The following is a 25,462-nucleotide window of genomic DNA, read 5'->3' as shown; positions in this document are numbered from 1 at the left end:
CGCTGGACTAAACAAAGGCCCCCTTTTAGGGGGCTCACACAAAGCCACCTTCTTTAGAAGGTGGTAATTTACTTTCTATCGCCGAACTGTACAAATTTATCTTGACCTTGGAGCTTACTCTAAGGTTTATCCTTAGCAATAGGTAAATCACCGATACCAATAAGGAAAAAATTATGTGTACAAAACATCAAGGTTGCCAATCTAGCAAAATCAAAACTGCGGTGCCGCTTGGTGCAAGCGAGTCATGCTGTGCGCCAGTAAAATCTTCGCTCAATATCTCTCAGGCCAGTGTTGATGTTTCTGAAAGCTCTTGCTGTAGTGGAGGAGGCTGCAGCGTTGACACAGGCGAGGAAGACGATCCCACAAGGGAGAGTAATTCCTCCGTTCGGAACGCTTGGCTTGTGTCAGGTATGGATTGCCCATCTTGTGCGCAAAAGCTTGAGAAAGCCATTACGTCTTTACAAGGCGTCAGCCAAGCCAAGGTTTTGTTTGCAACAGAAAAACTGGTCGTCGATTTTGATGGTCTAGAGCTGAAAGCTACGATAGAGCAGACAGCCCAAAAAACGGGTTTCCCGCTCTCTTCACTTGATGCTCCAAAACCAAGCACTACAAAGAAAGGCTGGCTTGGCGTCATAAGAGACAACATCCAAATTCTCTCGATTGCTGGTGCAATGGCTACTGCGGCAGTAATTTCTAAGATCGACCCTCAAATAAGCGCTTGGTTATTCACTTTGACGTGTTTACTTGGTTTATACCCAATCGCGCTCAAAGCATTTAAGTTGGCGCGTAGCGGTACGCCTTTTGCGATTGACACGTTAATGAGTGTAGCGGCGCTCGGCGCTTTATATTTAGGTGAAACCGCCGAAGCCGCAATGGTGTTATTGCTTTTCCTTATTGGTGAAAAGTTAGAAGCATATGCATCATCTCGCGCGCGAAGCGGTGTCCAGGCGTTAATGGACTTAGTCCCAGAAAATTCAATTTTAATTATTGATGGTGAACGCAAAGAAGTACCAGCTGCGCAGCTTAAACCAGGGGATATCATAGAAGTCGCACCCGGAGGTCGTTTGCCTGCCGACGGTGTTTTGCAAGATGCGCTTGCGAGTTTTGACGAAAGTGCGTTAACGGGAGAATCTGTTCCCGTTGAACATCAAACCGGTGGCAAAGTGATGGCCGGGGCTGTGGTTGTCGATAAAGTGGTTCGTTTACAGGTGACTTCCCGTCAGGGCGAGAATGCGATAGATCGAATTCTTCATTTGATTGAAGAAGCAGAATCCCGTAAGGCACCATTAGAACGCTTTCTTGATAAATTTAGCCGTTGGTATACGCCACTAATGATGTTGGTGTCTCTGATGGTTATCGTTACGCCGCCATTACTATTTGCCCAACCGTGGGAAACGTGGATCTATCGAGGACTCGCCCTGCTGTTGATTGCTTGTCCATGTGCATTAGTCATTTCAACGCCTGCGGCGATCACTTCTGGCTTGGCGGCAGCGGCTAAGCGGGGCGCATTGATCAAAGGTGGAGCGGCGCTTGAGTTGCTTGGCAAGGTTGAGTCTGTCGCATTTGATAAAACTGGGACACTGACGCAAGGTAAACCAGAAGTGACCGACGTCTTTGCTTTTGATATGGATGAAGACAAGTTACTTAGCCTAACTGCGTCAATCGAGGTTGGTTCAAGTCATCCTCTAGCGGTTTCTTTAGTTACCAAAGTGCAAGAGCAGGGGCTTACTATTCCTGAAGCGTTGGATAAAACCGCGCAAGTAGGCTCTGGTGTCACTGGTTACGTCGATGGAAAAATGGTCCAAGTGGTCACGCCTTCAAAGGCAGACTTTCCACTTTCTCAAGAAGCCAAAGAGCAAGTGGTTACGTTGGAACAACAAGGTAAAACGGTTGTCATTGTTCGTTACGATGACGAGGTCATTGGCGTGATCGCATGGCAAGATACATTGCGCTCAGATGCCCAGCAAGCCATCGCAATGTTGAAGGAACTTGGGGTCACGTCGGTGATGCTAACGGGTGACAACCCGAGAAGTGCAGAAGCAATGGCAAATAGAATAGGCTTGGATTATAAAGCGAGTTTGTTACCTGCAGACAAGGTGCATTACGTCGAGAAACTATCACAACAACATACCGTTGCGATGGTGGGAGACGGTATCAATGATGCTCCAGCCATGAAAGCTTCGAGCATTGGTATTGCGATGGGAGGCGGTACGGATGTTGCGCTCGAGACTGCTGATGCGGCGTTAACACACAACCGGTTGATTGAGCTACCTGCCATGATAGAACTGTCGCGTGCGACGCTAAGTAACATTCGTCAGAATGTCGCGTTAGCGCTAGGTTTGAAAGGTGTATTCTTAGTGACAAGTTTACTTGGGGTTACTGGGTTGTGGGTTGCAGTATTAGCTGACAGTGGTGCAACAGCACTGGTGACATTGAATGCGTTGAGATTACTTCGTTTTGAGTCCAAACAGATCAAATAACTGACCTAACCAATGATCCCACTCATTAATAGCCCGAGGCATTCGTGTATCGGGCTTTTTTTAACCGTATTCACCTGATGCGATCAGACGTTTTTCTCGTCCTTGAAATCACGCATTGCTATGCAACAAAATGATTTAACGCCCCTTAAAGTGTGATCAATACCAGTTTTGTTTGAAATTTCATTTTCATTACATTTTGTCATTGTGATTGTGATCACTCTATGTTGGTGAAAGGTTCGCTACAGTGCATCTGTACCCAATAACTGATTAATGAGCTTATTGTTCATAAAATAAGCCACAATAAGGAGCGACTTATGTCTCAAGCTGTATTCCATTTAGGTGTTACTGAAGCTGATCTTAATGGTGCGACTCTAGCGATCATTCCTGGTGACCCAGCGCGTGTTCAAAAAATCGCAGAACAAATGGAAAATCCAGTATTTCTAGCAAGCCATCGTGAATACACGCTATACCGTGCAGAGCTAGACGGTAAACCTGTTGTGGTTTGTTCTACAGGTATTGGTGGTCCTTCTACCTCTATCGCAGTTGAGGAATTGGCACAGCTTGGTGTTCGCACTTTCCTACGTGTTGGTACAACGGGTGCAATTCAACCGCATGTAAACGTGGGTGACATGATCGTAACGACGGGGTCAGTTCGTCTTGACGGTGCGAGCCTACACTTTGCTCCTATGGAATTCCCAGCAGTTGCTGACTTTGAAGTAGCAACCGCAATGAAAGCAGCGGTAGAAGAGTCTGGCGCTACAGTTCACATGGGTGTGACTGCATCAAGCGACACGTTCTACCCTGGTCAAGAACGTTACGATACGTTCTCTGGTCGTGTTGTTAAGCGTTTCCAAGGCTCTATGCAAGAATGGCAAGACATGGGCGTACTTAACTTCGAGATGGAGTCTGCAACACTGCTAACAATGTGTGCGAGCTCTGGTTTAAAAGCGGGTTGTGTGGCTGGTGTTATCATCAACCGTACACAAAAAGAGATTCCAGATCATTCAACTCTGAAAGAAACGGAAGCGCGTTCAATTAAAGTGGTTGTAGAAGCAGCGCGTAAAATGCTTTAAGCCGCTATAGTTGGCATTTAAACAAACAGAAAAAACCAGAGGCTAACCTCTGGTTTTTTTCTACTTATAGAAAGGCGTACAGCTAAAATTTAGGTATAAAAAAAGCAGCATTAATGCTGCTTTTTATCGTTGTGAATTTTAGTTTTTCTTAATGGCACTAGATCTCGTCTGAACCGCCCGCGTCTTTAAACCAAGCCGTTAAGTGCGTTCTTAAATCTTTAAGCTCATCGGGGCCAATCAGGGCTAGCCCTAAGTCTTCAGCACGAGTAATGTCATTGTGACGAAGAGGACGGAAGCTCACCAACATTGCGCGCGCTTGTAAGCCACCTAATAGATCGCGAAGCGATTCTAACTTATATAAAGTATCGTCGCCGTCATCTCTCATGCCTTTGGTTTTGCACTCGATGATGTGCAGCTTGTTGTTTACAACTGTTGCGACATCTAACTCATTGCGTACTTCACTTTCACCAAGTTTGCGATAAACCTGAACATTTAACGATCGATCTTGAATCGTCGGCATGGTGTCTTGGATTTGCTTCACGGTGCTGTGAACCAAAGTTTCTAACCACTCACCGTTTGAAAAGCGTCGAGCATCTTCATCTGCAAACGTTAAAACGCCATTCTCATAGGTGGCGATTTCTGCTTCTACTAAATCTGAAAGCAACATGTTGAGCTCACGGTAGCCCTGCTGTTTTTCGGAGAGCTCGACATCAAGCTTTTGTTCTTTGCGGCATGTGGTTGCAAGGTAGTTAAGTGTTGCTAGACCTGGCCCAAGTTCAAGCGCATTTGAGGCCCATCGTTCACCAAGTTCATACAATTTTTTATCAAGAAGAGGTGGTAAATCAACGTGGTGAAACTCGCCGCGTGCACCAAAGATAGTGAGGTAATCTGCAATCGTAATGTGATCTTCGACTTGGGTATCTTCTTTGCCATCAGGGTATAACCAACAAAGCTTATCGCTACTAGGCTCAACCACAAAAATTGGCCAGCGATAGGTACGGAAAACTTCGTACACCGACAACAAGCGATGACGAAGACCACAGCTCGCGTTCAATTTTACATCTTCGCCGCGTTCATGGAGGTCTTTTGCCAGTTTTTGAATTGCTTGTTTGATCAGAGATGTATTAACAGCGGATGGAATTTCAAAAAATTCAGAAGTAATTTCTCGTTGATCTAAAACGGCACTCAGTCGGTCAAATATATCTAACTGGCTCTTGTCTCCGATGAAGACGATATGTGTGCTTAGCGTACGATTATCTAATAGAGGAGTGACCAATCTCACTGGGTCTTGGTCGATAATACCAACATGAACAGCCATAGATTTTCCTTTTTATGAGGCCGCTCGAAAAGAGTTGTGCAAGGGGATGAGCTGGCCTTATTAATCATATGTAGACATGGCCGACAAAAAACAAGGGCGACTTAACAAAAAGTCGCCCTTATACAGTTGATTGCACTAATTAATGCTCTTAATTATAAAGTATTTATAACTTAAAGCGGTGGACCAATTCATTTTGCTGATGAGCCAAGTGGGTCAGTGATTCACTGGTTTGTGCGATACTCGACATGGCTTGGAAACTTTCATCGGCGATGCTGTTAATATCTTCAATGCTGCGAGCAATGTCTGTTGATGTTTCACTTTGCTCTGCTGCTGCTTGTGAAATGTGAGTACTCATTTGGCTGATCTCAATGATTAGCGCCTGGATCTCTTCCATTGAGCTGTTCGCTTTTGACGCTTGCTCAACCGACATCTCCATATCGCTCATACAGCTTTGTATGACTTGGTTTGCCGATTGTGAGCTGGATTGCAGATTACTGATCATAGATTCAATTTCAGTGGTTGATTGAGTCGTTCTTGATGCGAGTACTCGTACTTCATCTGCCACTACCGCGAAGCCGCGACCTTGTTCACCAGCGCGAGCCGCTTCAATTGCCGCGTTCAATGCCAGTAGGTTGGTTTGCTCCGCAATGTTGCGGATCACATCAAGGATAGATCCAATTTGACCACTCATCTTTTGTAGCTCAGAAACTGCGGAGACCGATTCGTTCAAACGTGTTTCTAGTTGATTAATGGTTGAGATGTTACTGCTCATAACATTTCTGCCTTCTTCAGAGGCAGATTCGACGCGTTGCACCATTTCTAGCGAGCCTTGCGCACTTTGCGCGACTTCCTGCACTGAATGAGACATTTCTGTCATCGCGGTAGCGACGTTTGCCGTTTGTTCGCGTTGAGAGCTCAATTTAATTTGTGCTTGCGAAGAGGTGCGTTCGTTGGCTGTCGCGGTTGACGATAGGTTTTCTGACGCTTCGTTGAGTTTCACCAAGATCTCGTGAAGGTTGTCGGCGAGTGAGTTAATGTGTCCACTCACACGGCTGAATTCGTTGTTATAGCGAATATCGATACGCTGTGTCATATCACCTTCAGTCAGGCCTTCTAACACTTTTAGAATACGAGTCAACGGTTCGCGAACGCTTTGTGCGATGTGGTAGCCAATCGCTGTCGCGAGTAAAACGACAATAACGCCAATGATGATGGCTTTCGTTACACCCGCCGAATATATGTCACCTGCATCTGCCAATGATTCATTGAGCTTATCTGTTGCGGTTGTCGTGAATTGCTCAAGAATCGCCATGGTTGAATCCACTTTATTTGCTAGGTTGGCGATATTGTTATACAAAGCGGCGCGAGCATTGAGGTAATTATTATGTTGGTCTAACACACCGCCACGCATACCAACGTCGCGAGTAAATTGCTCTACAGATTCGCCAAATGCTTTTTCTAGCTCAGGAAGTTGAGTCACCAACCCGCGGAATGCGTAATTCAAGTGCGTTACTGCTTTGCGGTTTTTAGCTACGGCTTGCGTAACAAACTCAGGGTTGGAACTGGCGAGGGCATCAGAGGTAATTACTTCGGCATCTTTTAACTTGATAAAGTAGCTCTTTGCCATGACTTTGACAGAAATGCTGGTTTGATCTGCCACATATTCTTTAAGACCAACCGACAGTTCGGTATTCAGTTTTTGGAAGCGGCGTGAGGATTTTTGCACTTCTTCTTGAGCCGCGAACATTGCTTCGTAGTTGTCCATGGCCTCTAGAGCTTCTGTAAAATAGCTCTGCTCTAACGTTTTTAACTGTGAAAACGGTTCGGCAAGAGAAGGGTAGATTTGGCTTGCGGTTTTCAGTTGAGCCAATGTGGATTCGAAGCGCTGTTGAGATCTAGCAAATTCCTGACGCATTTCATCCATGCGTTGTTTATTCTCTGTCGTCAGGAAGTCTTTAAATGATTTGTCGGCAGAAAGCAGCTCAACACTGGTTTGATTAGATAACGATACCAACGGTAGGGATGATTTAGAAACCGTGCTAAATTTTCCGTGAATATCACTCATTCCTCCCATCATAATGGCAATTGTGACGGCAAATAGGATGATGATCAGTGCAAAGCCGGCATACATCCTTTTAATAACTGAACCTCGCATAAGTGAGCTTCCTCTCCCAAAAATAGACAAGCTACCCAAGTATTTTTGAATTTACTTGGGTATAAAAATAATAATTGTCTTAAAAAAGTAACAAAATTCATTGGATTGTATTCAGTTTGTGACGCGCATTTTATGACGCACACGACAAAAAAAGCCTCGTTAATTAGCATTTGATTAATAATGTTAAGTGAACACTGTTTTTATTGAGCTCCGCTTTTGGTTGGCGCATACTAATTGGGGTCTAATTACGTTTATAAAATGGAGTCCTCATGGCGGAAGAAACGATCTTTAGTAAAATTATTCGCAAGGAAATCCCTGCCGATATCCTTTATCAAGATGATTTGGTGACTGCGTTTCGCGACATTAACCCTCGCACACCAAGCCATATTCTCATTATTCCGAATAAACTGATCCCAACAACGAATGATGTAGAAGCTGAAGATGAAGCAATGATGGGGCGTTTGTTCACTGTTGCTAGAAAGTTAGCGAAAGAAGAAGGTATTGCTGAAGACGGCTATCGCCTAATCGTTAATTGTAATCCACATGGTGGCCAAGAGGTTTACCATATTCACATGCACCTACTAGGCGGCCGCCCTCTAGGTCCAATGGTATTGAGCTAAGCTTTTAAAAGTGGGTGGCGATTCACCCACTTCTTTTTCCTGTCGAATGACACATTTGTGGAGATAAATGTGAAACTAGGTGTAAAGCTGTTAGGGCTGATGAGCTGGGCTTTAATGGCCTCTGGCTGCGCGAATTTATCTGCGGGCAATCTGTTTAGCCATTACAGCAACCAGAATCAAGAAGTTTATCAAGCCGTTGTTGCAGGGGAATATGCCAAAGCAAAACAACTTCAATCAAGTGAAGTGGGTGGCGAGATACTTGGCAATTTTGAAAAAGGTCGTATCTCTTTTCTTGCTGAAGATTACCCAACAAGTTTAAATGCGCTAGAAAGCAGCGATCGTGCTGTACGTGTTCAACAAGATCGTGCGACGATATCTGTGTCAGACACGGCAACGAGCGTCGGCTCTCTCGCAGTGAACGACAATCTCCAAGACTATCATCCCGCCGATTACGAACTTGGCTTTTTGCACCTGTATCTAGGACTAAATTACTTACAGAAAAACGATTTAGAAGGGGCACTAGTTGAAGTGCGTCGAGCTAATCAAGTTCAGGAAGCAGCAAGAAAGGCGCGTGAAAAAGAGCTAAAAGCAGCAGAGAAAGACCTTAACAAGCAAGGCATGTCTGCCAATTTAGGCAGTGTGTTAGCGAACTACCCTGATGCTGGTAAAAAACTAAGCGCGGTACAAAATGGTTATCTGTTCTATCTTTCTGGCTTGTTATATGAAGCGTCGCGAGACTTAAACAGTGCTTATGTTGATTACCGACGAGCACTCGCTGTAATGCCAGACAACAAGCAAGTTGTGGAAAGCACCTTATACGCTGCTAAGAAGCTGGGCATGCGTGAAGACTTGCGCATGCTAGAGAAGCGGTATGGCAAAGCACCTTCTGGATTAACTCAGTCACAAGGGCGAGTCATCGTTATTGATGAGCAGGGTGTTGTTGAGGCGATGAAAGGGTGGCGTATTGATTTACCGATTTACGACAGTCGCGATAATGGCGCGATTTATTCGTTGGCGCTTCCTTATTATCAGAACCGAGGTGCTCAACGTTTTAGCGATGTTGTTTTAAATGGTCAGGTATTGCCTTCCAGTACGCTGACTGATGTTAATGCGATGGCGCAAAACGATCTTAATGAACGTCTTACTACAATAGTGATCCGTCAAGCTCTTCGTGTTTGGGCAAAAGATCGAATCCGAAAAGAGGCGGCGAAAAAAGGCGATGATGTGGGCAACATACTTTTCAATGTATGGAACACATTGACCGAACAGCCAGATACAAGAAGTTGGCAAACATTGCCAGCGCAAGTGAAAACGGCTTCAAAAATCGTGAAACCGGGAACACAAAGTTTAAACTTGGGTGATCAAACCTATCAGTTTGAAGTGCCTGCACAGCAGACTACATTGGTATGGGTATCTCGTCAGGGAGCACACTCAACCGTGTGGCATAAACAGCTAGGGAGACTGTAATGAAAGCATGGCTTGTTTGTTTAGCAATGGCTATTGGTTTAGTTGGATGCGCCGAAAACACGGCTGGTATTCGAATTGATGGCCAAACGCAAAAAGTATTTTTTAATGATAACGTTTTAGGTAGTCGCTTATTAGTTGACAACATCACCACCACTTACGTTGATGATCGCCCACGAGGAGTCGTGCAGCTGAGTAGCAATTACAAAGGTGATCAGCACATTCTTTACCGATTTTATTGGTATGACAACAATGGTTTAGAAGTGAATACCAAACCTGGTCCGTGGCGAAAAATGATTGTGCGAGGATTTGAGCAAGTCACGTTATCTGAAGTTACTGTGAATCCAAATGGCACAAAATTCCGTGTGCAAATTAGAGAAGCACAAGACGATTAATCTTAACGGCTCTGCCGAAGCTGCCGCGCTAACGATGCGCTGGTATTGAAAAACTAAGGAACTCTCATGAAAAAAAGTATTATTGCTCTTTTAGGTCTTGCCGTCATTTTAGGTGGCTGTTCTAACAAAGTCTCTTACGGCGATGCGCAAGCAACAGAAACCACGACTATCGATTTTGGCTCAACAGATTTACAAAAAATCGCGGCTGAAATGGTGGATAGCATGATGATGTCGGGCTCTGTAGCAGCAATTACTCGTGACCAACGTCCTATCGTTTTTGTTGAGCGAATTAAGAACAAAACCAGTGAACATATTGACACTGAATCCATTACTGACACGATCTCTACTAAGATGTTGAACTCAGGTAAGTTCCGTTTTGTTGATATGGATCGTGTTGAGTCTGTGCGTGAACAACTTAACTTCCAAAACACGGATGAGCTTGTTAACCAAAGCACAGCTATCCAATTTGGTAAAATGGTTGGTGCTCAATACATGCTTTACGGCAACCTATCTAGCATTGTGAAAAATGCAGGTAGCGATAAAGATGTATACTACAAGATGACCATGCGCCTAATGGACCTAGAAACAGGTTTGATTGAGTGGGCGGATGAAACTGAAATTCGTAAAGCGCAATCTAAGAGCCTATTCGGTCTTTAATCGAACAGGGTGGAGAAGTCATCAATGGCATGGTTTTCTTGGCAACAAGCAAAACAGTTAGATCCGAGTCTTAATGCTCTCGATGGCTTCTTTACGGAGCCTCCGGTAAAAGTACAAACTGTTACCGGGGGGCTAACCAACCGCTGTTGGCGGTTGGAATCTTCTCAAGGCCTTACATACATCTGGCGACCGACCAGTCATGTCTGCAAGGCTTTTTCAATTTCTCGTCACAGTGAATATCAAGTGCTGAATGCAGTCTCTTCATTGGAAATTGGCCCCAAGCCAGTTTTTATTCATGAGCAAGGGTTGCTGGTGGAATGGATAGAAGGAGAGGCACTGACGGAATCAGGCTTAGCACTAAGCAATTTATTATCCATTGCGGCGAAGATTCATCAATATCCGATAAGCGCAATTCCTTTGGTTCCATTTTCATATATTTCTCGCATCGATCATTATTGGCTTGAGCTTGATGGTCAGTATGTGGGTACGGAGTTTGAGGCTTTGTACATGAAGTGGCGCACGGAACCGAACGTTGCACCTGTTCCGCTTGCCCTATGTCACTTCGATCTGGGGTGTTACAACCTAGTGCGAGGGGAGAATGGGGTGAAAGTCATTGATTGGGAGTATGCCGGGATTGCTGACCCTAGGCTTGATTTGACCTTAACTATTCAGGTCGCGAATGCGCCTGTGGAAGAAGCGGTGAAGCAGTATTGCCAAATTCGCGGTATCGAAGATGTGTCTCTTTGGCTGAGAGGTGTACACGCTTGGCAACCAAGAACCTTGGTGATGGCGATGCTCTGGTATCTACTTGCCTATAAATTGTGGGGAGATGAACAATACTTAAACAGTGCGTATGAGTTGAAAGGCTCATTGTGTATGGAAGATCACTGTTTTGAGAACTCGTGATATTTTCCCCTTTAACAGTAAGGAAATAGTGGTAGTTTTAATAAAAGTACCAGATACACACAGGGAGAGGTACACATGATTATTTACTTACACGGTTTTGACAGTACAAGCCCGGGTAACCACGAAAAAGTTCTTCAACTGCAATTTATCGACGACGACGTTCGTTTTATCAATTACAGCACCCTTCACCCAAAGCACGACATGCAACACTTGTTAAAAGAAGTGTCTAAAGTTATCGATCAATCTGATGACCCAAACCCGTTAATCTGTGGGGTTGGTTTAGGTGGTTACTGGTCTGAGCGAATTGGTTTTCTATGCGGTATCAAGCAAGTGATGTTCAACCCGAACTTGCACCCAGAAAAAACGATGGCTGGTCGAATCGATCGCCCAGAAGAGTACGAAGATATCGCAACAAAATGTGTTGATCAGTTCCGAGAGAAAAATCAAGCGCACTGCTTAGTGATTCTCTCAAAAGATGATGAAGTGCATGACAATTCGAAAACGGCAGCTGAGTTAGAAAAACACTATCAAATCATTTGGGATGAAACTCAGTCTCATAAGTTCAAAAAAATCTCTCATCATTTACAAGCGATAAAGGCATTTAAAAATACTTATTAATGTTGAGTGTAGACAGTAAAGCGGCGTTTTTATCGGCTGCTTTGCTGCGATTCCTTCTCTTGAGTATGCCGAGCCACTGTCTCTTTGAAAGGCACATTTTCTTGGTTTAACGCTTTGAATATTGTGTTCTCCTTACCGTTTTCTTACTTCCCTCCTATGTAGCACGAACACCTTGTTGTAGAGTAGTCGAAAAGTAGTCAATCCGTACTCGTTACACGGATTTTGGTTGCCTTCAAAGTTGGTCTCTATATAATGAACCGGACTAAAATAATTTGATAAATATCAAAAAAAATTGAGAGCGAGTAATAAACTTGCCCAAAAAATTCTGGCGTCGTATGCGTACCAGATAAACATGCCAAACCCTGACAAGTCATTGATAGATAAAGAATCAAGGTGAGTGGCAGTTTTTTAATCCAAGTAATTGAGACACCTCTAAGAACCAAGAATTCATCGGTTGGATGGATGCCACAAATGTTTGTGAGTCATGCATCGGAGCTGAACCCCATATATTCATTTTTGTAGAGGAAAATCATTGTGACACGCATTATCGTTGTAGGCGGCGGTGCAGGTGGTCTTGAGTTGGCAACTAAGCTTGGTCGAACTCTAGGTCGCAAAAACCGTGCGCAAATTACGCTAGTCGATCGAAAAGCGAGCCACTTGTGGAAGCCATTATTGCATGAGGTTGCTACAGGTTCTTTGGACGAAGGAGTAGATGCACTGAGCTATCGAGCTCATGCAAAAAACCACAGCTTCGACTTCCAAATGGGTAGTCTTCAAGACATCGACCGTGAACGTAAAGTGATCATCTTAAGTGAGCTTAAAGACGAACACGGTGAACTTCTTATGCCAAGCCGTGAGCTAGAATACGACATTCTAGTGATGGCAATTGGCTCGACATCAAACGACTTCAACACGCCTGGCGTTCGTGAAAACTGTATTTTCCTAGACAGCCCTGAGCAAGCACACCGTTTCCGTACAGAAATGAACAACGAGTTCCTAAAGCTGCACGCGAAAAACGGTAACGGTACGGTCGATATTGCGATTGTTGGTGCTGGTGCAACTGGCGTTGAACTATCAGCTGAGTTACATAATGCTGTTAAAGAGCTGCGCACTTATGGCTTCGGTGATCTTGATTCTAGCAAGTTGAACGTCAATCTGATTGAAGCAGGTGAGCGTATTTTACCAGCGTTACCTCCACGTATTTCTTCTGCTGCTCATCAAGAGTTGGTGAAGTTGGGCGTAAACGTGCGCACCGCCACTATGGTGACTAAAGCTGAAAAAGATGGTCTTACTACAAAAGATGGTGAGAAAATCCCAGCTCAAATCATGGTTTGGGCTGCGGGTATCAAAGCTCCAGACTTTATTAAAGATATCGCTGGCTTAGAAACGAACCGTATCAATCAGCTTGTAGTGAAAAACACACTACAGACAACACGAGATGATGACATCTTTGTTATTGGTGACTTAGCACAATGCACCCAGTCTGACGGTTCGTTCGTGCCGCCACGCGCTCAAGCTGCACACCAAATGGCAAGCCAGGCATTTAGTAACATCGTCGCGAAGATCAACGGACGCGAGTTGAAAGACTATGTATATAAAGATCACGGTTCATTAGTGTCTCTAAGTCGCTTCTCAACCGTTGGTAGTCTGATGGGGAACCTAACTAAAGGGTCGATGATGGTAGAAGGCCGTATTGCTCGTGTCGTTTACATCTCATTGTATCGCATGCACCTAATGGCGTTGCATGGTGTATTCAAAACCGGTCTGATGATGCTCGTCGGCCGCATTAATCGCGTGCTGCGTCCAAACCTTAAGCTGCACTAAGGTTTTAAATCCACTCTGTGTGGATGTGTTGTATCTTAAAAAATGCAGAAGCCACCGCAAGTCGGTGGCTTTTTGTTTATGTTAGATCTGTCGGTAAAAGTGAGAACACAACGCCATCTTTAGGCTTACCCTGAAAAATAAACCGGTTTCTGGCGATGGCTTCTTTTTGTGCACCGACGGACTCAATTAAGGCTTGGCTAGCTTCGTTGTCGGGGTCACAAACAATCTCTAGTCGAGTTAAACTTAGCTTTGCGAAGCAGAATTCTGCTAAGGCTTTAACGGCTTCTTGGGCATAGCCTTGCCGTTGATAGCGGTCGGCAACCCAGTAACCAATACTCGCCATATTAAACGTATGATATAACTCATTAACCGCTGCCATTCCAACCAAAGTGTTACTTTGCCGCTCATAGATACCGAAACCAAAAGCCTCAGTTTTGACCCAGTTAAGACGGGTTGCCAACAGAAAGTCCTGCGCGGTTTTCAATGTGACGTTTTTATCACACCAGTCAAGCCATTGGTGCAGCGAAGGGGATTCTGCAAGTAATCGTTGTAGTGAATGTGCTTCTTCAGCAGGGATGAGCTTGAGCGCTAAGCGGGGCGCAATGATTTCAAAGTCTGGACTCATGAACTAATACGACTTCCATGTTGAGTGTAAGTAAATTGAAAGCTGTCTATTTATACTTGAACGCAGCTATTTTCCTTGCTCTGCGTTGGTTAGGAATAACTGAGGTATAGCAGATAAAAACAAAGCGCAGCTTTGCTGCGCTTTGTCGAACCGCTCGTGCTTATCGAACCCGACGAACTTGAATGATCATACCCATCAACGGGTTATCTAGGTAATGAGTCTCGCTGCTACGCATACGACGTTTTTGATCCATTCGATAACTCTTCAGGAATTTCTCTTCGGTTACTGTCGGCGATATTTCTGCCAAGTTACCGACTTGGACGTTACCATCTACTTCACCTAAGTCATCCGCCAATTGCTCTGTTGAGGTTGGTTCAAAACGCACCTCTCTAACACTTGGTTCGCGCAGATCTAGTGTTGTTTCGGCGAAGAGGTAATGCTGTACGTATATTTGGAATCGACCATCTAGTTCATATAAAGGGCCATTGACCGTCTCTTCACTGTAACCGTCGCTGGAAAATGTTTGATTGCCATTGATTGGGCGGCCATCTGCTTGATAAGAATCAGAGAAATCTCGCCCGCCAACGATGCGGAAAATTGGGGCGCTAGATTTACCTCGGTCACCTTGACGCCAGGCTACGTGTTTAAGCACTTTAAAGCCGGCATGATTATTTAGTGCTGCTTCTTGCGCGTTGAGACGGAAAGAAGAACTTGGCAAAAGTGTCACGCCTTTAGAGCGGCGGTAGGATTCACTCTCTAGGCTACCGACATTTTCCATATCGATTTTTGGCAGTTGATTCGGCCAAGATTCTGTTGTGCTTTCAGCGTCGACTGCTCGCTTGAAAATGATCACTTCAATATCAAATTGGCGCTGTGCCCAAGAGGGCATTGAGACACATAGAAGCAATAACGGGATCAGTATTCTCATTCGACTATTAGCTCGTTGGTAATAAATTCTGTTTAAAATCATTCAGTAAGTCTTGAACAAACTGAATGCGTTTACGTCGGTCCACCAATGGTACGCTAAACTTGAACTTAGTTGGACCTTCCATTGCAAATTTTTGCGGCTGTGATTGCAGCAGTTTAACTAAATACGCTGGATTTATGTCAGCATCAGGGTAAAACTCGATAAATCCACCTTTATCATGGGCTTCTATCTTTTTCGCTTTTAAACTACCAGCCGAAATTTTCAATTCTGAGACGGCAAGTAAGTTCTTTGTTGCGTCTGGAAGCAAACCAAAGCGATCAATTAGTTCCACTTTTAGCTCTGATAGTTCATCACTGCTTGTGACACTCGCAATGCGTTTGTACATCGACAGTCGTGTGTTTACATCCGGAATGTAATCATCTGGTAAGAGCGCTGGGATTCGCATTTCCACTTCAGTTTGCTCACGAAGCAGCTCATCCAAAGATGGCTCCTTGCCTTCTTTTAATGCTTGCACTGCTTGTTCCAGCATTTCCATATAAAGTGTAAAACCAACGGATTGAATTTGCCCACTTTGCTCATCACCAAGCAGCTCACCAGCACCACGGATTTCTAAATCGTGGGTTGCTAACGTAAAGCCAGCACCTAAGTCTTCCAGTGAAGCAATCGCATCAAGACGCTTGATGGCATCTTTGGTCATGGCTTTTGGATGTGGCGTTAATAAGTAAGCATAGGCTTGATGGTGCGAACGTCCAACACGGCCACGTAATTGATGCAACTGCGCCAAGCCAAGATTGTCCGCACGATCCATGATTATGGTATTCGCCGTTGGTACGTCGATACCGGTTTCGATGATGGTTGTACACACCAACACATTAAAGCGCTGATGGTAGAAGTCATTCATGATTCGCTCAAGTTCGCGCTCGCGCATTTGACCATGAGCCACGGTAATACGTGCCTCTGGGATGAGTTTCTGTAAGTCTTCTGCCGTTTTTTCAATGGTTTCAACCTGATTGTGCAGGAAGTAAACCTGACCACCACGCATAATTTCACGCAGTACCGCTTCACGGACCACTGGCTCTTCTTTTTGTCGAACAAAGGTTTTAATGGCTAAACGGCGTGCAGGAGGTGTCGCGATGATCGACAGGTCTCGCATGCCACTCATTGCCATATTCAGTGTGCGTGGAATTGGTGTTGCGGTGAGGGTAAGAATGTCCACATCCGCACGCATTGCTTTGACCTTTTCTTTTTGACGAACCCCAAAGCGGTGTTCCTCATCAACGATCAACAAACCTAAATCTTTGAATTTAATGTCGCTCGAAAGCAGCTTATGCGTACCAACGACAATGTCTACTTTACCATCGGCAACGTCTTGCAGAATGACTTTTTGTTCTTTGGCAGATTTAAAACGAGACAGTACTTCAACTCGGATTGGTAAGTTGGCAAAACGGTCACGGAAGTTTTCGAAATGCTGCTGAGCAAGCAAGGTTGTTGGTACGAGTACGGCGACCTGTTTACTGTTATCCGTTGCGACAAATGCTGCGCGCATAGCGACTTCCGTTTTACCAAAGCCCACGTCACCACACACTAAGCGATCCATCGCTTTTGCCTGGCACATGTCTGACAATACGGCATTGATGGCCATCGCTTGGTCATCTGTTTCTTCAAACGGGAATGTTGCTTTAAATGTTGCGTATTGCCCACGATCTAGCTCAAATTTGAAGCCAGGTTTTAATTCTCGTTTAGCATACACATCCAGCAATTCTGCTGCGACATCACGCACTTTTTCTGCCGCTTTACGACGTGCTTTTGCCCACGCTTCACCACCTAATTTATGCAGTGGCGCACTCTCTTCAGCGCCGCCAGAATAACGGCTGATAAGATTCAGTGATGAAACTGGCACGTAGAGCTTGGCATCGTTTTGATACTCAAGGGTGACGTATTCCGTTTTCATGCCACCGGCTTCAAGTGTTTGTAAACCGATGTAGCGGCCAATACCGTGATCAATATGAACCACAGGTTGACCGGGTTTTAGTTCCGCAAGATGGCGAATAACGGTGTCACTGTTGACGGCTTTTTTATCTTTGCGGCGTCGCTGGAGAACACGGTCACCGAGTAGATCACTTTCACAGATCAGAGCGAAGTTCAGCTCTTCGTGAATGAAACCATGCTCTGCTGCGCCTAAGATCAAGCTGAATCGATCACCCGAGTCTAGAGCTTGGTAAAGTGAGCCATGTACGACCGGCCGAACTTTGATGCCTTGCAACAGCTCCGTTAGTGCTTCACGACGACCTTCTGACTCTACCGAGAAAACGATTTTTCCGCTGAATTGCTCACTGAACTGACGAAGGCGCGAGAGCGGCTCTTTATTTTGTTGCTGAACGCCAAGCTCGGCTAACGATTGTACGGGTAGGTTTTGACGACCGGCACGCTTAACCACTTTATCTAGGCTCAATTGAGCGATAGGGAGCTGTTTTAGTTGACTGAAAAGTTCGTCTTTTTTCAACCAAAGCTGTTCAGGAGTCAAAAGAGGACGCAGCGGATCAACTTTTTTCTGGTCGTATCGATATTCGACATCGGTTAAGAAAGTATCGACCGCAGATTCGATATCACCATATGTGATGACTTGAGAGTCTTCTGGCAAATATTCAAATAAAGTCTCGGTATGGTCAAAAAACAGCGGCTGCCAATACTCAATACCAGCGGGCCACGTGCCTTTGGTCACTTGCATGTAGATTGATTCAGGCTCGCGGCGTGCGTCGAACTGGGTGCGCCAACGTGTACGGAAATCTTCAATCGCTTCTTTAGTGGTTGGGAACTCATGTGCAGGCAGCAATTGGATTTGCTGAATATCGTCGATAGAGCGTTGGTTCTCTGGATCAAACGTGCGAATGGTATCTATTTCATCATCAAAGAAGTCGATGCGGTACGGGTCATTGCTGCCCATAGGAAAGAGATCCAGAATAGACCCACGACTTGCATATTCACCTGGTCCAAATACTTGATCTACATGGCGGTAGCCAGAATTTTCAAGTTGTACACGTAACTTCTCTAGCGAGAGCCGATCACCAGTTTTCACCATTAAAGTGTGTTGCAAGAGAAAATCACGTGGCGATTGGCGTTGCAATACTGTACTGACCGGGACGATGGTTATGCCATCACGTTGACTTGGCAGTTGGTATAGGCGTGCGATACGTTCAGAGATGATTTCTTGATGCGGAGAAAAGTTATCGTAAGGCAGCGTTTCCCAGTCGGGGAACAGGCTTACCGTTTGGTCGGTGAATTGCTCAATCTCTGCCTGAAGCTTTAAAGCGATTTGCGGGTCAGGCACAACGAGTAGCGAGTGACTCGAATGCTGCTTGGCTAGCTCTGCAATGGTTAGAGGTAGAGCTGCGCCCGGCAAATTACCTAGCTGTTTTTTGTCGCCACGCTCTGAAGGGTTGGTGACGGAAAGAATCGTTGCTTTTGTCATAGGAATTATTTTTTATCTCGCTCCATCGAGCGCTGACGTAAAAGTTTTTGTTGTTGATACAGTGCCGCCTTTATCAGTAAATCTTGATCAGATTCTCGGAGCATCTTGTATCTAAGCGTGATAATGAAATCTTGCTCTGAAGCATCACATTCTTCTACTTGAGCGTAACAGTAAATCGCCGCAGCAGGGTGATCGAGGAACAGTTTAACACGAACGAGTTGTTGAGTAGTTAACGCTGTATCTGAGCGGAAACTGAGTTGACTAGCACCAAACTGCGTCGTTTGATAGCGAATGGAGGCGTCATCTTGTTGTGAAAGCATAAAGCTCAACAAGAGGTTAAGTTTCGCGTTTTGCGTATCAAGCAAGTTGATCACATGCTTTAACTCTTTGTTTTTCAGCTCTAGACGCGCGTTGTCTGCCAACATATCTAAGTGACTAAATTCACTGGCGACAATAAATGGTGCTGGAATTTCGGAGACAAACGTTTCTTCATCTGGCAAAGCAAAGTCCTCACTTAACGTTTCGACGTTGATGGTGAGGTTATGATGGACGGTAAAGTATTCTTGCTCTGTCATATAGTCGATCCTTTTGCCAGTGAGCGCTCCCTGTTCACTCAACAAACAAAGAGAAATAGGGCACTGATTATCGCTAACTGAATGAAGTTATCAAGTTTAGCCGATTTGTCCTTGAACTTTTTGCCCTAAATACAGACTTATTGCATGTCGTTGACAAATTTAGCGATTCTCTTGTCTTCTTAATGAGAAGAGTAAGGTAAGATAATCCGCTAAAGCTTTATATCAAAACAACCAGTTGGTTTGTCTTATATGTATCATCCTATCTCATTGTTTATTGGCTTAAGGTATCTTCGGGGACGATCTGGAGATAGGTTCAGCCGATTTGTTTCTTATATGTCGACGGCGGGTATTACGATCGGTGTAATGGCGTTGGTGACGGTTCTTTCTGTGATGAACGGGTTTGAATCGCAGTTAAAAGAACGCATTTTAGGTGTGCTACCTCATGCCGTTGTTTCGCAACACGATGGAAAAACGCCTATGACCGAGTCTGCCCCTCCATTTGTTCAAGCGATGTCGAGTGAATCCCAGCCGGAGCCTATCGTTAGAGGAGAGGCTGTTATTCAGAGTTCTGCACAGCTGACGGCTGGTTACCTCATCGGTATTGAACCTAAGAAAGGCGATCCGATTAGCAACCATTTGATTGCCGGGCGATTATCGTCACTTCAAGCAGGTGACTACAATGTATTTTTGGGTCACAGTTTGGCGCGTTCACTAAAGGTCTCAATCGGGGATAAAGTGCGCTTGATGGTGACCAACGCAACGCAGTTTACCCCACTTGGCCGTATTCCTAGCCAGCGAAACTTTACTGTCTCAGGCATTTTCAATACGGGATCGGACGTTGATGGTCAATTAATGATTGTGAACATGACGGATGCATCTAAGCTGATGCGTTTCCCTAAAGGCACGGTTTCTGGTTGGCGTGTCTTTTTCTCTGACCCATTTATGGTGACGGATTTTGCTGACCAACCCATGCCTGATGGATGGGAATGGAGTGATTGGCGCGAACAGCGTGGTGAGCTTTTCCAAGCGGTGAAAATGGAAAAGAACATGATGGGACTTATGCTAGGTCTAATTGTGGGTGTCGCTGCATTCAATATTATCTCCGCTTTAATCATGGTGGTAATGGAGAAGCAATCAGAAGTCGCAATATTGAAAACTCAAGGCATGACTCAATCTCAGGTGATGACCATTTTCATGGTGCAAGGTGCAAGCAGTGGTGTAATTGGCGCGATTGTTGGTGGTGCTGCGGGCGTGATCTTGTCACTTAATCTAAATGCGATTCTTGAATCTGCTGGTGTGGCGCTATTCAGCTTTGGTGGTCATCTACCCATCTTGATTGATTCACTGCAAATTCTTTTAGTGGTGGTATTGGCGATTGCTCTTAGCCTTGCTGCTACGCTTTATCCTTCTTATCGAGCATCTTCTGTTAAACCTGCTGAGGCACTTCGCTATGAATAAGCTATTAGAATGTCGTGATATTCGTAAAGTCTACCGAGAGGGTTCGTTAGATACGGAAGTGTTGAAAGGCGTAAGTTTCGATATCGACAAAGGGGAGTTGGTTTCTATTGTTGGCTCTTCTGGTTCGGGAAAAAGTACCTTATTGCATATTTTAGGTGCGTTAGATGACGCAACTCATGGTGAAGTTGATTTTCTAGGGCAAAACCTATCAGCTTTGAGCTCGAACAAACAGGCGGCATTACGCAACAAGCACCTTGGTTTTGTATACCAGTTTCATCACTTGTTGGCTGACTTTACTGCGCTTGAAAATGTGGCGATGCCACTGATGATTGGCGGTGCTAAAGTAGCGGATGCAAAACAGGCGGCTAAAGCGCTGTTAGATAAAGTTGGTTTGAGTCATCGGATGCAACATAGACCCTCCGAGTTATCGGGCGGTGAGCGTCAGCGTGTTGCGATTGCGCGTGCATTGGTGAATAAACCTGATCTGGTCTTGGCTGATGAACCTACGGGGAACTTAGATCACAATACAGCACTGTCTATCTATGATTTGATGCGCGAGCTCAATAAAGAGTCAAACATTGCATTTTTGGTTGTCACGCATGACAAAGAGCTGGCAGCAAAAATGGATCGTCAAATGCACATGCAAGATGGTTTGCTCGTAGATCGTTTTGTGACTGATACAGCATCTGCGGAGGGCTAGTTTTGTTTACCTCTTTAGCTTTGATGATTGGTGGTCGCTTCAGTCGAGCGAAAAAGCGCAACAAGATGGTGTCTTTCATATCGCTTTCTTCGACTATTGGTATTGCGGTTGGCGTTGCTGTGATCATTATCGGTTTGTCTGCAATGAATGGCTTTGAGCGCGAGCTGCAATCGCGTGTGTTGTCTGTGATCCCACACGGAGAGTTAGAAGGTGTTAATGGACCACTTCATGACTACACCAAAACGATGAATCAAGCTCTAAAACATGAACATGTTGTTGCGGCAGCACCGTACGTTCGTTTTACGGGCTTGGCAGAAAAAGGCAGTAAGCTAAAAGCGATAGAAGTTCGTGGTGTAGAGCCTACTTTCGAGCAAGCGGTGTCGAGCTTATCGAATTTTATTGACCAAGAAGCTTGGCAAAACTTTTATGCCGGTCAGCAGCAAGTGATCTTAGGACGAGGTGTAGCAAACGAGCTAAATGTCGCCGTGGGGGATTACGTTACGTTGATGATTCCGCAAACAGGCGGCGCAAATAAAGTGCAGGCTCCTAAGCGAGTGCGCGTGAAGGTGTCAGGGTTCTTAACATTGAATGGCCAAATCGACCACTCTCTAGCGTTAGTACCATTAGCGGATGCTCAGCAATACGCGAGATTAGGGGAAGGGGTCACTGGCATTTCACTAAAAACTGACGATGTTCTCAATGCGCCTTCTATTGTTCGCGAGGTTGGTAGCATGGTTGATGTTTATGTGTATTTGAAAAGCTGGCAGCAAAAGTTTGGTTTTTTGTATCGCGATATTCAGCTCGTGCGCACCATTATGTACTTGGTGATGGTACTGGTGATTGGCGTGGCATGTTTTAATATTGTGTCTACGTTGATGATGGCAGTGAAAGACCGAGCGGCGGAAATCGCAATTTTGCGAACAATGGGAGCAAAAGATAGCCTAATCAAACGGATCTTTGTTTGGCAAGGTGTATTCTCTGGTGTATTTGGCAGTCTCGTCGGCAGTGTTATCGGTGTCTTAGTGGCGTTAAATCTGACCCCGTTAATTAAAGGGTTAGAGAGCTTAATTGGTCATCAGTTTTTATCGGGCGATATTTACTTCGTCGACTTCTTACCATCACAACTACACTGGCCAGATGTGGCATTGGTGTCAGTGACGGCGATAGTGCTTAGTTTACTTGCGACGTGGTATCCCGCTTCTCGTGCCGCAAGGTTGAATCCGGCGGCTGTACTGAGTTCTAAATAGCTGATTGTTTTACAATATGCGAAAAACAAAAAGGACCGAATTCGGTCCTTTTTTTGTATTTATCCGACTTGAGTAACATCGCGTTTCATTCTAACTGTTAGATGCCCCTCAACTGATAGCTCAAATGCTGATTTTTACGCAGTAAGGTCTTATCTTATTTTGCGTTTTTGCCAGCTCCGTACCACGGAGTAGCGCCAAAGCCCTCGAATTCCGAAGTAGCCAATAATCGCGGATACAACCCCACAAATTGCGCAGCCCAATAGAAATGGAGGTCCAATGGTGCTCATTTGCTGCATGATGAATTCCCACGATAGTTCAAAGTGAAAAGGTCGCGGGGGAAGACGCATCACTAGAGCACCTAGCTTGTACGCAAAGTAAAATAGCACAGGCATAGTGATAGGATTGCTGATCCATACCAAAGCGACGGAGAGGGGCAGATTGACACCCAACATAATGGCCAAACCAGCGGCCATGATCATTTGGCTCGGCAGCGGAACAAAAGCCATAAATAACCCGACAGCAAAAGCCCCTGATGCCGAGCGGCGGTTTAAGCACCACAAGTTCGGGTTGTACAACACATTGCCGAAGACCTTCAATGCTTTTTGGCGTTTGATCAATTCATGATCTGGCATGAAGCGTTTTATCAGCTTTCTAGGCATAGGACAGCATGACTCTCTCAGAAAAAAGTTGGACCTTGGCGTTATTTGTAGCGAGCGTAATCTCGTCGGCTTGGTGGCCGACAATACCAGATTGGCGTTGGTTGCTGCTGGGAATAATAACCACTGGCTCAATAATCAAATTACGTCGTGGCTTAATTAGCATAGGCGCAATTGCGGGCTTTATGGTTGTCATCGTCCACGGCAATGTATTGGAGTCTCAGAGACAAGCCCTTTTTCAAGCAGGGGAGAATATTACCATAATTGGTAAAGTTGACAGCCCTTTTACGCAAATAAGTCACGGTTATGAAGGTATTGTCGCTATAGAAGCGGTAAATTCTCAAACTCTGTTACCTTTTCTTAAACCTAAAATCCGTCTTATTACGCCTTTTCCACTCGATGTTAACAGTGAGTTTACGACATCCATCTCGTTAAAGCCGATTACAGGTCTACGCAACGAAGCTGGCTTTGATGCTGAAAAGCACGCGATGGGTAAAAATATTATCGCCCGAGCGGTTGTTAACAAAGATGCTAAGTGGATTGTTCGTTCTAATGTATCTCTGCGTCAATCCATTATTGCCGATGTCGCTGATGATGTGTCTTCCCTTCATCATTTCTCGTTAATAAGTGCGTTAGTTTTTGCTGACCGTTCTTGGTTGTCTAAGGAAGATTGGCAAGCGCTCAGGGACAGTGGTTTACTGCATTTGGTCTCCATTTCTGGTTTACATATTGGTATGGCGTTTACTTTTGGGCTAGTCGTGGGCGGTACCGTTCGTTATCTATTACCCCAATACCAGTTGTTACCTAGCTTATATGGGCTGATCTTCGCTGTTGCCTACGCTTGGTTAGCGGATTTCTCTCTGCCTACTACGCGAGCAGTGTCGGTATGCGTTGTTTACGTTCTCCTGAAGTATACTCTGGTGCACTGGACTTCTTGGCGAGTTCTTTTGCTTGCCGTATCTCTACAACTGCTTGTCCAACCTTTTGCATCCTACAGCATGAGCTTTTGGTTATCATACCTCTCCGTTTGTGCGGTATTGTTCGCAATTAATTTGATTCGACATCAAAGGGGAGGTTGGAAAGCGCGATTAAAAGCGTTATTGCTTACTCAATTGATGTTGAGCGCTTTAATCGTACCTGTTAGTGGCCATTTCTTCTCCGGTTTTAGTTTGTCCTCAATAGCCTACAACTTGGTATTTATTCCTTGGTTCGGATTTATCGTTGTACCTTTGATGTTTCTAGCCCTGTTCTCATCTTTGTTTCTTGAAATGATAGCGAAGCCTCTGTGGCATTTGGTGGACTGGTCATTACAGCCATTGAGCACGTCAATACAGTACGCAATAGGTTCTTGGCAACCTATTAGCATGGAAATGACAATGCTGGTTATGGCGATAGTGGTTTGCTTAATATTTCAACGGTTCATGTCTCAGTACGCGTGGTATTTGTTACTCGGCATCGTTATTAGTATCAAGCTTGCATCGGAGTATGAACCGCATTGGCGTATCGATGTATTAGATGTAGGTCATGGCCTTGCAGTGGTTGTAGAAAAAGACGACAAGGTGTTGCTGTATGACACTGGTAAAGCATGGCAAAGTGGCAGTATCGCAGAGCAGGTCGTCACTCCGGTTTTGCATCAACGAGGTTATGAAAGCATAGATACACTGATTCTAAGCCATTCCGATAATGATCACGCAGGCGGCCGCTTTTTCATTGAAGATGCCTTTTCTCCACAACGTAAACTTAGTAGTCAATTCTTTATCGAATATGAGCCTTGCACTAGAGGCGACCAATGGAAATGGCAAGGATTAAACATGGAAGTGCTCTGGCCTCCTGCACTTGTTCAACGTGCGTATAATCCGCACTCCTGTGTATTACGACTTACTGACCCTATTTCTAACTTTAGTATGCTTTTTACTGGTGATATTGAGGCCATTAGCGAGTGGATTTTGCTTAGAGAACCCGGAAAGTTACAAAGCGATGTGATGCTAGTCCCTCACCACGGGAGCAAAAGTTCATCGAATCCTCGATTTATCGAGGCGGTGAGCCCGAGTGTGGCGGTTGCTTCTTTAGCAAAAAACAATCGATGGGGAATGCCAGCGGAAAATGTCGTTGCTTCATACCGAAAGCTTGGCATTACTTGGCTTGATACTGGTGAGGGTGGTCAGGTAAGCTTCTTTATTCACCGTGATAATTGGCGCTCAGAAACCAAACGTAGCGATACATTTGAGCCTTGGTATAGGCAGATGCTGCGTAAGGGAGTAGAATGAGAGTCTTAATGTAAGAAAATAAAGCAC

The 25,462-nt window shown here is 45.0% G+C and carries 20 protein-coding genes; 13 read left to right on the top strand and 7 right to left on the bottom strand.

The features are described from left to right. The first annotated feature begins 173 nt into the window (after nt 1–173). Both R7F67_RS22050 and udp read left to right on the top strand, forming a co-directional pair. The gene (locus R7F67_RS22050) at nt 174–2,480 is read left to right on the top strand and encodes a zinc/cadmium/mercury/lead-transporting ATPase (RefSeq protein ID WP_318057377.1); all 2,307 of its coding nucleotides are present in this window, start codon (nt 174–176) and stop codon (nt 2,478–2,480) included. A 314-nt stretch (nt 2,481–2,794) separates the two neighbouring features. After that, nucleotides 2,795–3,553, top strand: coding sequence for a uridine phosphorylase (gene udp, locus R7F67_RS22045; protein ID WP_005378479.1), 759 nt, complete (start codon nt 2,795–2,797; stop codon nt 3,551–3,553). A gap of 157 nt (nt 3,554–3,710) precedes the next feature. On the opposite strand, the gene R7F67_RS22040 is transcribed toward udp, so the two are convergent. Both R7F67_RS22040 and R7F67_RS22035 read right to left on the bottom strand, forming a co-directional pair. Beyond that, nucleotides 3,711–4,871 carry a DUF1887 family protein gene (locus tag R7F67_RS22040; RefSeq protein WP_005378476.1) on the bottom strand — a complete coding sequence of 387 codons (1,161 nt, stop codon included), beginning with the start codon at nt 4,869–4,871 and terminating at the stop codon, nt 3,711–3,713. A 163-nt stretch (nt 4,872–5,034) separates the two neighbouring features. Beyond that, on the bottom strand, nt 5,035–7,026 hold the full coding sequence (locus tag R7F67_RS22035; RefSeq protein WP_017820009.1) for a methyl-accepting chemotaxis protein: 1,992 nt from the start codon (nt 7,024–7,026) through the stop codon (nt 5,035–5,037). Nucleotides 7,027–7,295: 269 nt separating this feature from the next. Between R7F67_RS22035 and hinT the strand changes: the two genes are divergently transcribed. From hinT to R7F67_RS22000, 7 genes are all read left to right on the top strand, one after another. Further along, on the top strand, nt 7,296–7,646 hold the full coding sequence (gene hinT, locus R7F67_RS22030) for a purine nucleoside phosphoramidase (RefSeq protein WP_005378473.1): 351 nt from the start codon (nt 7,296–7,298) through the stop codon (nt 7,644–7,646). A gap of 69 nt (nt 7,647–7,715) precedes the next feature. Then, nucleotides 7,716–9,113, top strand: coding sequence for a COG3014 family protein (locus R7F67_RS22025; RefSeq protein ID WP_025766940.1), 1,398 nt, complete (start codon nt 7,716–7,718; stop codon nt 9,111–9,113). Beyond that, the gene (locus R7F67_RS22020) at nt 9,113–9,505 is read left to right on the top strand and encodes a YcfL family protein (protein ID WP_005378469.1); all 393 of its coding nucleotides are present in this window, start codon (nt 9,113–9,115) and stop codon (nt 9,503–9,505) included. Before R7F67_RS22025 ends, R7F67_RS22020 begins: the two co-directional genes overlap by 1 nt. Nucleotides 9,506–9,571: 66 nt before the next feature. Then, nucleotides 9,572–10,162, top strand: a complete 591-nt coding sequence (lpoB, locus tag R7F67_RS22015) for a penicillin-binding protein activator LpoB (protein ID WP_005378467.1) — start codon at nt 9,572–9,574, stop codon at nt 10,160–10,162. Nucleotides 10,163–10,186: 24 nt separating this feature from the next. Next, on the top strand, nt 10,187–11,068 hold the full coding sequence (thiK, locus tag R7F67_RS22010; protein ID WP_213891594.1) for a thiamine kinase: 882 nt from the start codon (nt 10,187–10,189) through the stop codon (nt 11,066–11,068). Between the two features lie 75 nt (nt 11,069–11,143). Then, nucleotides 11,144–11,686, top strand: a complete 543-nt coding sequence (ycfP, locus tag R7F67_RS22005) for an alpha/beta hydrolase YcfP (RefSeq protein WP_213891595.1) — start codon at nt 11,144–11,146, stop codon at nt 11,684–11,686. 534 nt (nt 11,687–12,220) lie between these two features. Continuing rightward, nucleotides 12,221–13,510: an NAD(P)/FAD-dependent oxidoreductase gene (locus R7F67_RS22000; protein WP_005378463.1), complete on the top strand. Its 1,290-nt coding sequence runs from the start codon at nt 12,221–12,223 to the stop codon at nt 13,508–13,510. Nucleotides 13,511–13,586: 76 nt separating this feature from the next. Here the strand turns inward: R7F67_RS22000 and R7F67_RS21995 are convergent, their stop codons facing one another. From R7F67_RS21995 to R7F67_RS21980, 4 genes are all read right to left on the bottom strand, one after another. Beyond that, on the bottom strand, nt 13,587–14,135 hold the full coding sequence (locus R7F67_RS21995; RefSeq protein ID WP_005387823.1) for a GNAT family N-acetyltransferase: 549 nt from the start codon (nt 14,133–14,135) through the stop codon (nt 13,587–13,589). Between the two features lie 160 nt (nt 14,136–14,295). Beyond that, nucleotides 14,296–15,063, bottom strand: a complete 768-nt coding sequence (locus R7F67_RS21990; protein ID WP_021707672.1) for a peptidoglycan binding protein CsiV — start codon at nt 15,061–15,063, stop codon at nt 14,296–14,298. A gap of 7 nt (nt 15,064–15,070) precedes the next feature. After that, nucleotides 15,071–18,532 (bottom strand): transcription-repair coupling factor, encoded by a 3,462-nt coding sequence (gene mfd, locus R7F67_RS21985; protein WP_258475616.1) that lies wholly within the window; start codon nt 18,530–18,532, stop codon nt 15,071–15,073. A gap of 5 nt (nt 18,533–18,537) precedes the next feature. Next, the gene (locus R7F67_RS21980; protein ID WP_025766933.1) at nt 18,538–19,107 is read right to left on the bottom strand and encodes a hypothetical protein; all 570 of its coding nucleotides are present in this window, start codon (nt 19,105–19,107) and stop codon (nt 18,538–18,540) included. Between the two features lie 249 nt (nt 19,108–19,356). On the opposite strand from R7F67_RS21980, the gene lolC reads away from it, so the two are divergent. Genes lolC through lolE form a run of 3 tightly spaced genes read left to right on the top strand, consistent with a single transcriptional unit; the run spans nt 19,357 to nt 22,512 of the window. Then, nucleotides 19,357–20,565 (top strand): lipoprotein-releasing ABC transporter permease subunit LolC, encoded by a 1,209-nt coding sequence (gene lolC, locus R7F67_RS21975; RefSeq protein WP_213966486.1) that lies wholly within the window; start codon nt 19,357–19,359, stop codon nt 20,563–20,565. Next, entirely contained in the window at nt 20,558–21,265 is a 708-nt protein-coding gene (gene lolD / locus R7F67_RS21970) for a lipoprotein-releasing ABC transporter ATP-binding protein LolD (protein WP_005378457.1), read from the top strand. The genes lolC and lolD overlap by 8 nt, the downstream gene beginning before the upstream one ends. A gap of 2 nt (nt 21,266–21,267) precedes the next feature. Continuing rightward, a complete protein-coding gene (lolE, locus tag R7F67_RS21965; RefSeq protein WP_025766930.1) occupies nt 21,268–22,512 on the top strand; it encodes a lipoprotein-releasing ABC transporter permease subunit LolE in 1,245 nt (414 codons plus the stop codon). 149 nt (nt 22,513–22,661) lie between these two features. On the opposite strand, the gene R7F67_RS21960 is transcribed toward lolE, so the two are convergent. Further along, nucleotides 22,662–23,171 (bottom strand): DUF2062 domain-containing protein, encoded by a 510-nt coding sequence (locus R7F67_RS21960; protein ID WP_258475617.1) that lies wholly within the window; start codon nt 23,169–23,171, stop codon nt 22,662–22,664. 8 nt (nt 23,172–23,179) lie between these two features. Here R7F67_RS21960 and R7F67_RS21955 point away from each other — a divergent pair, with 8 nt between their 5' ends. Then, nucleotides 23,180–25,435, top strand: a complete 2,256-nt coding sequence (locus R7F67_RS21955; protein WP_258475618.1) for a DNA internalization-related competence protein ComEC/Rec2 — start codon at nt 23,180–23,182, stop codon at nt 25,433–25,435. Nucleotides 25,436–25,462: the final 27 nt, after the last annotated feature.

Origin of the sequence: Vibrio sp. YT-17 (assembly GCF_033337375.1) — a bacterium.
GTDB lineage: Bacteria > Pseudomonadota > Gammaproteobacteria > Enterobacterales > Vibrionaceae > Vibrio > Vibrio alginolyticus.
Note: the sequence above shows the minus strand (reverse complement) of the source record. Positions and strands in the feature narration are given on the sequence as shown.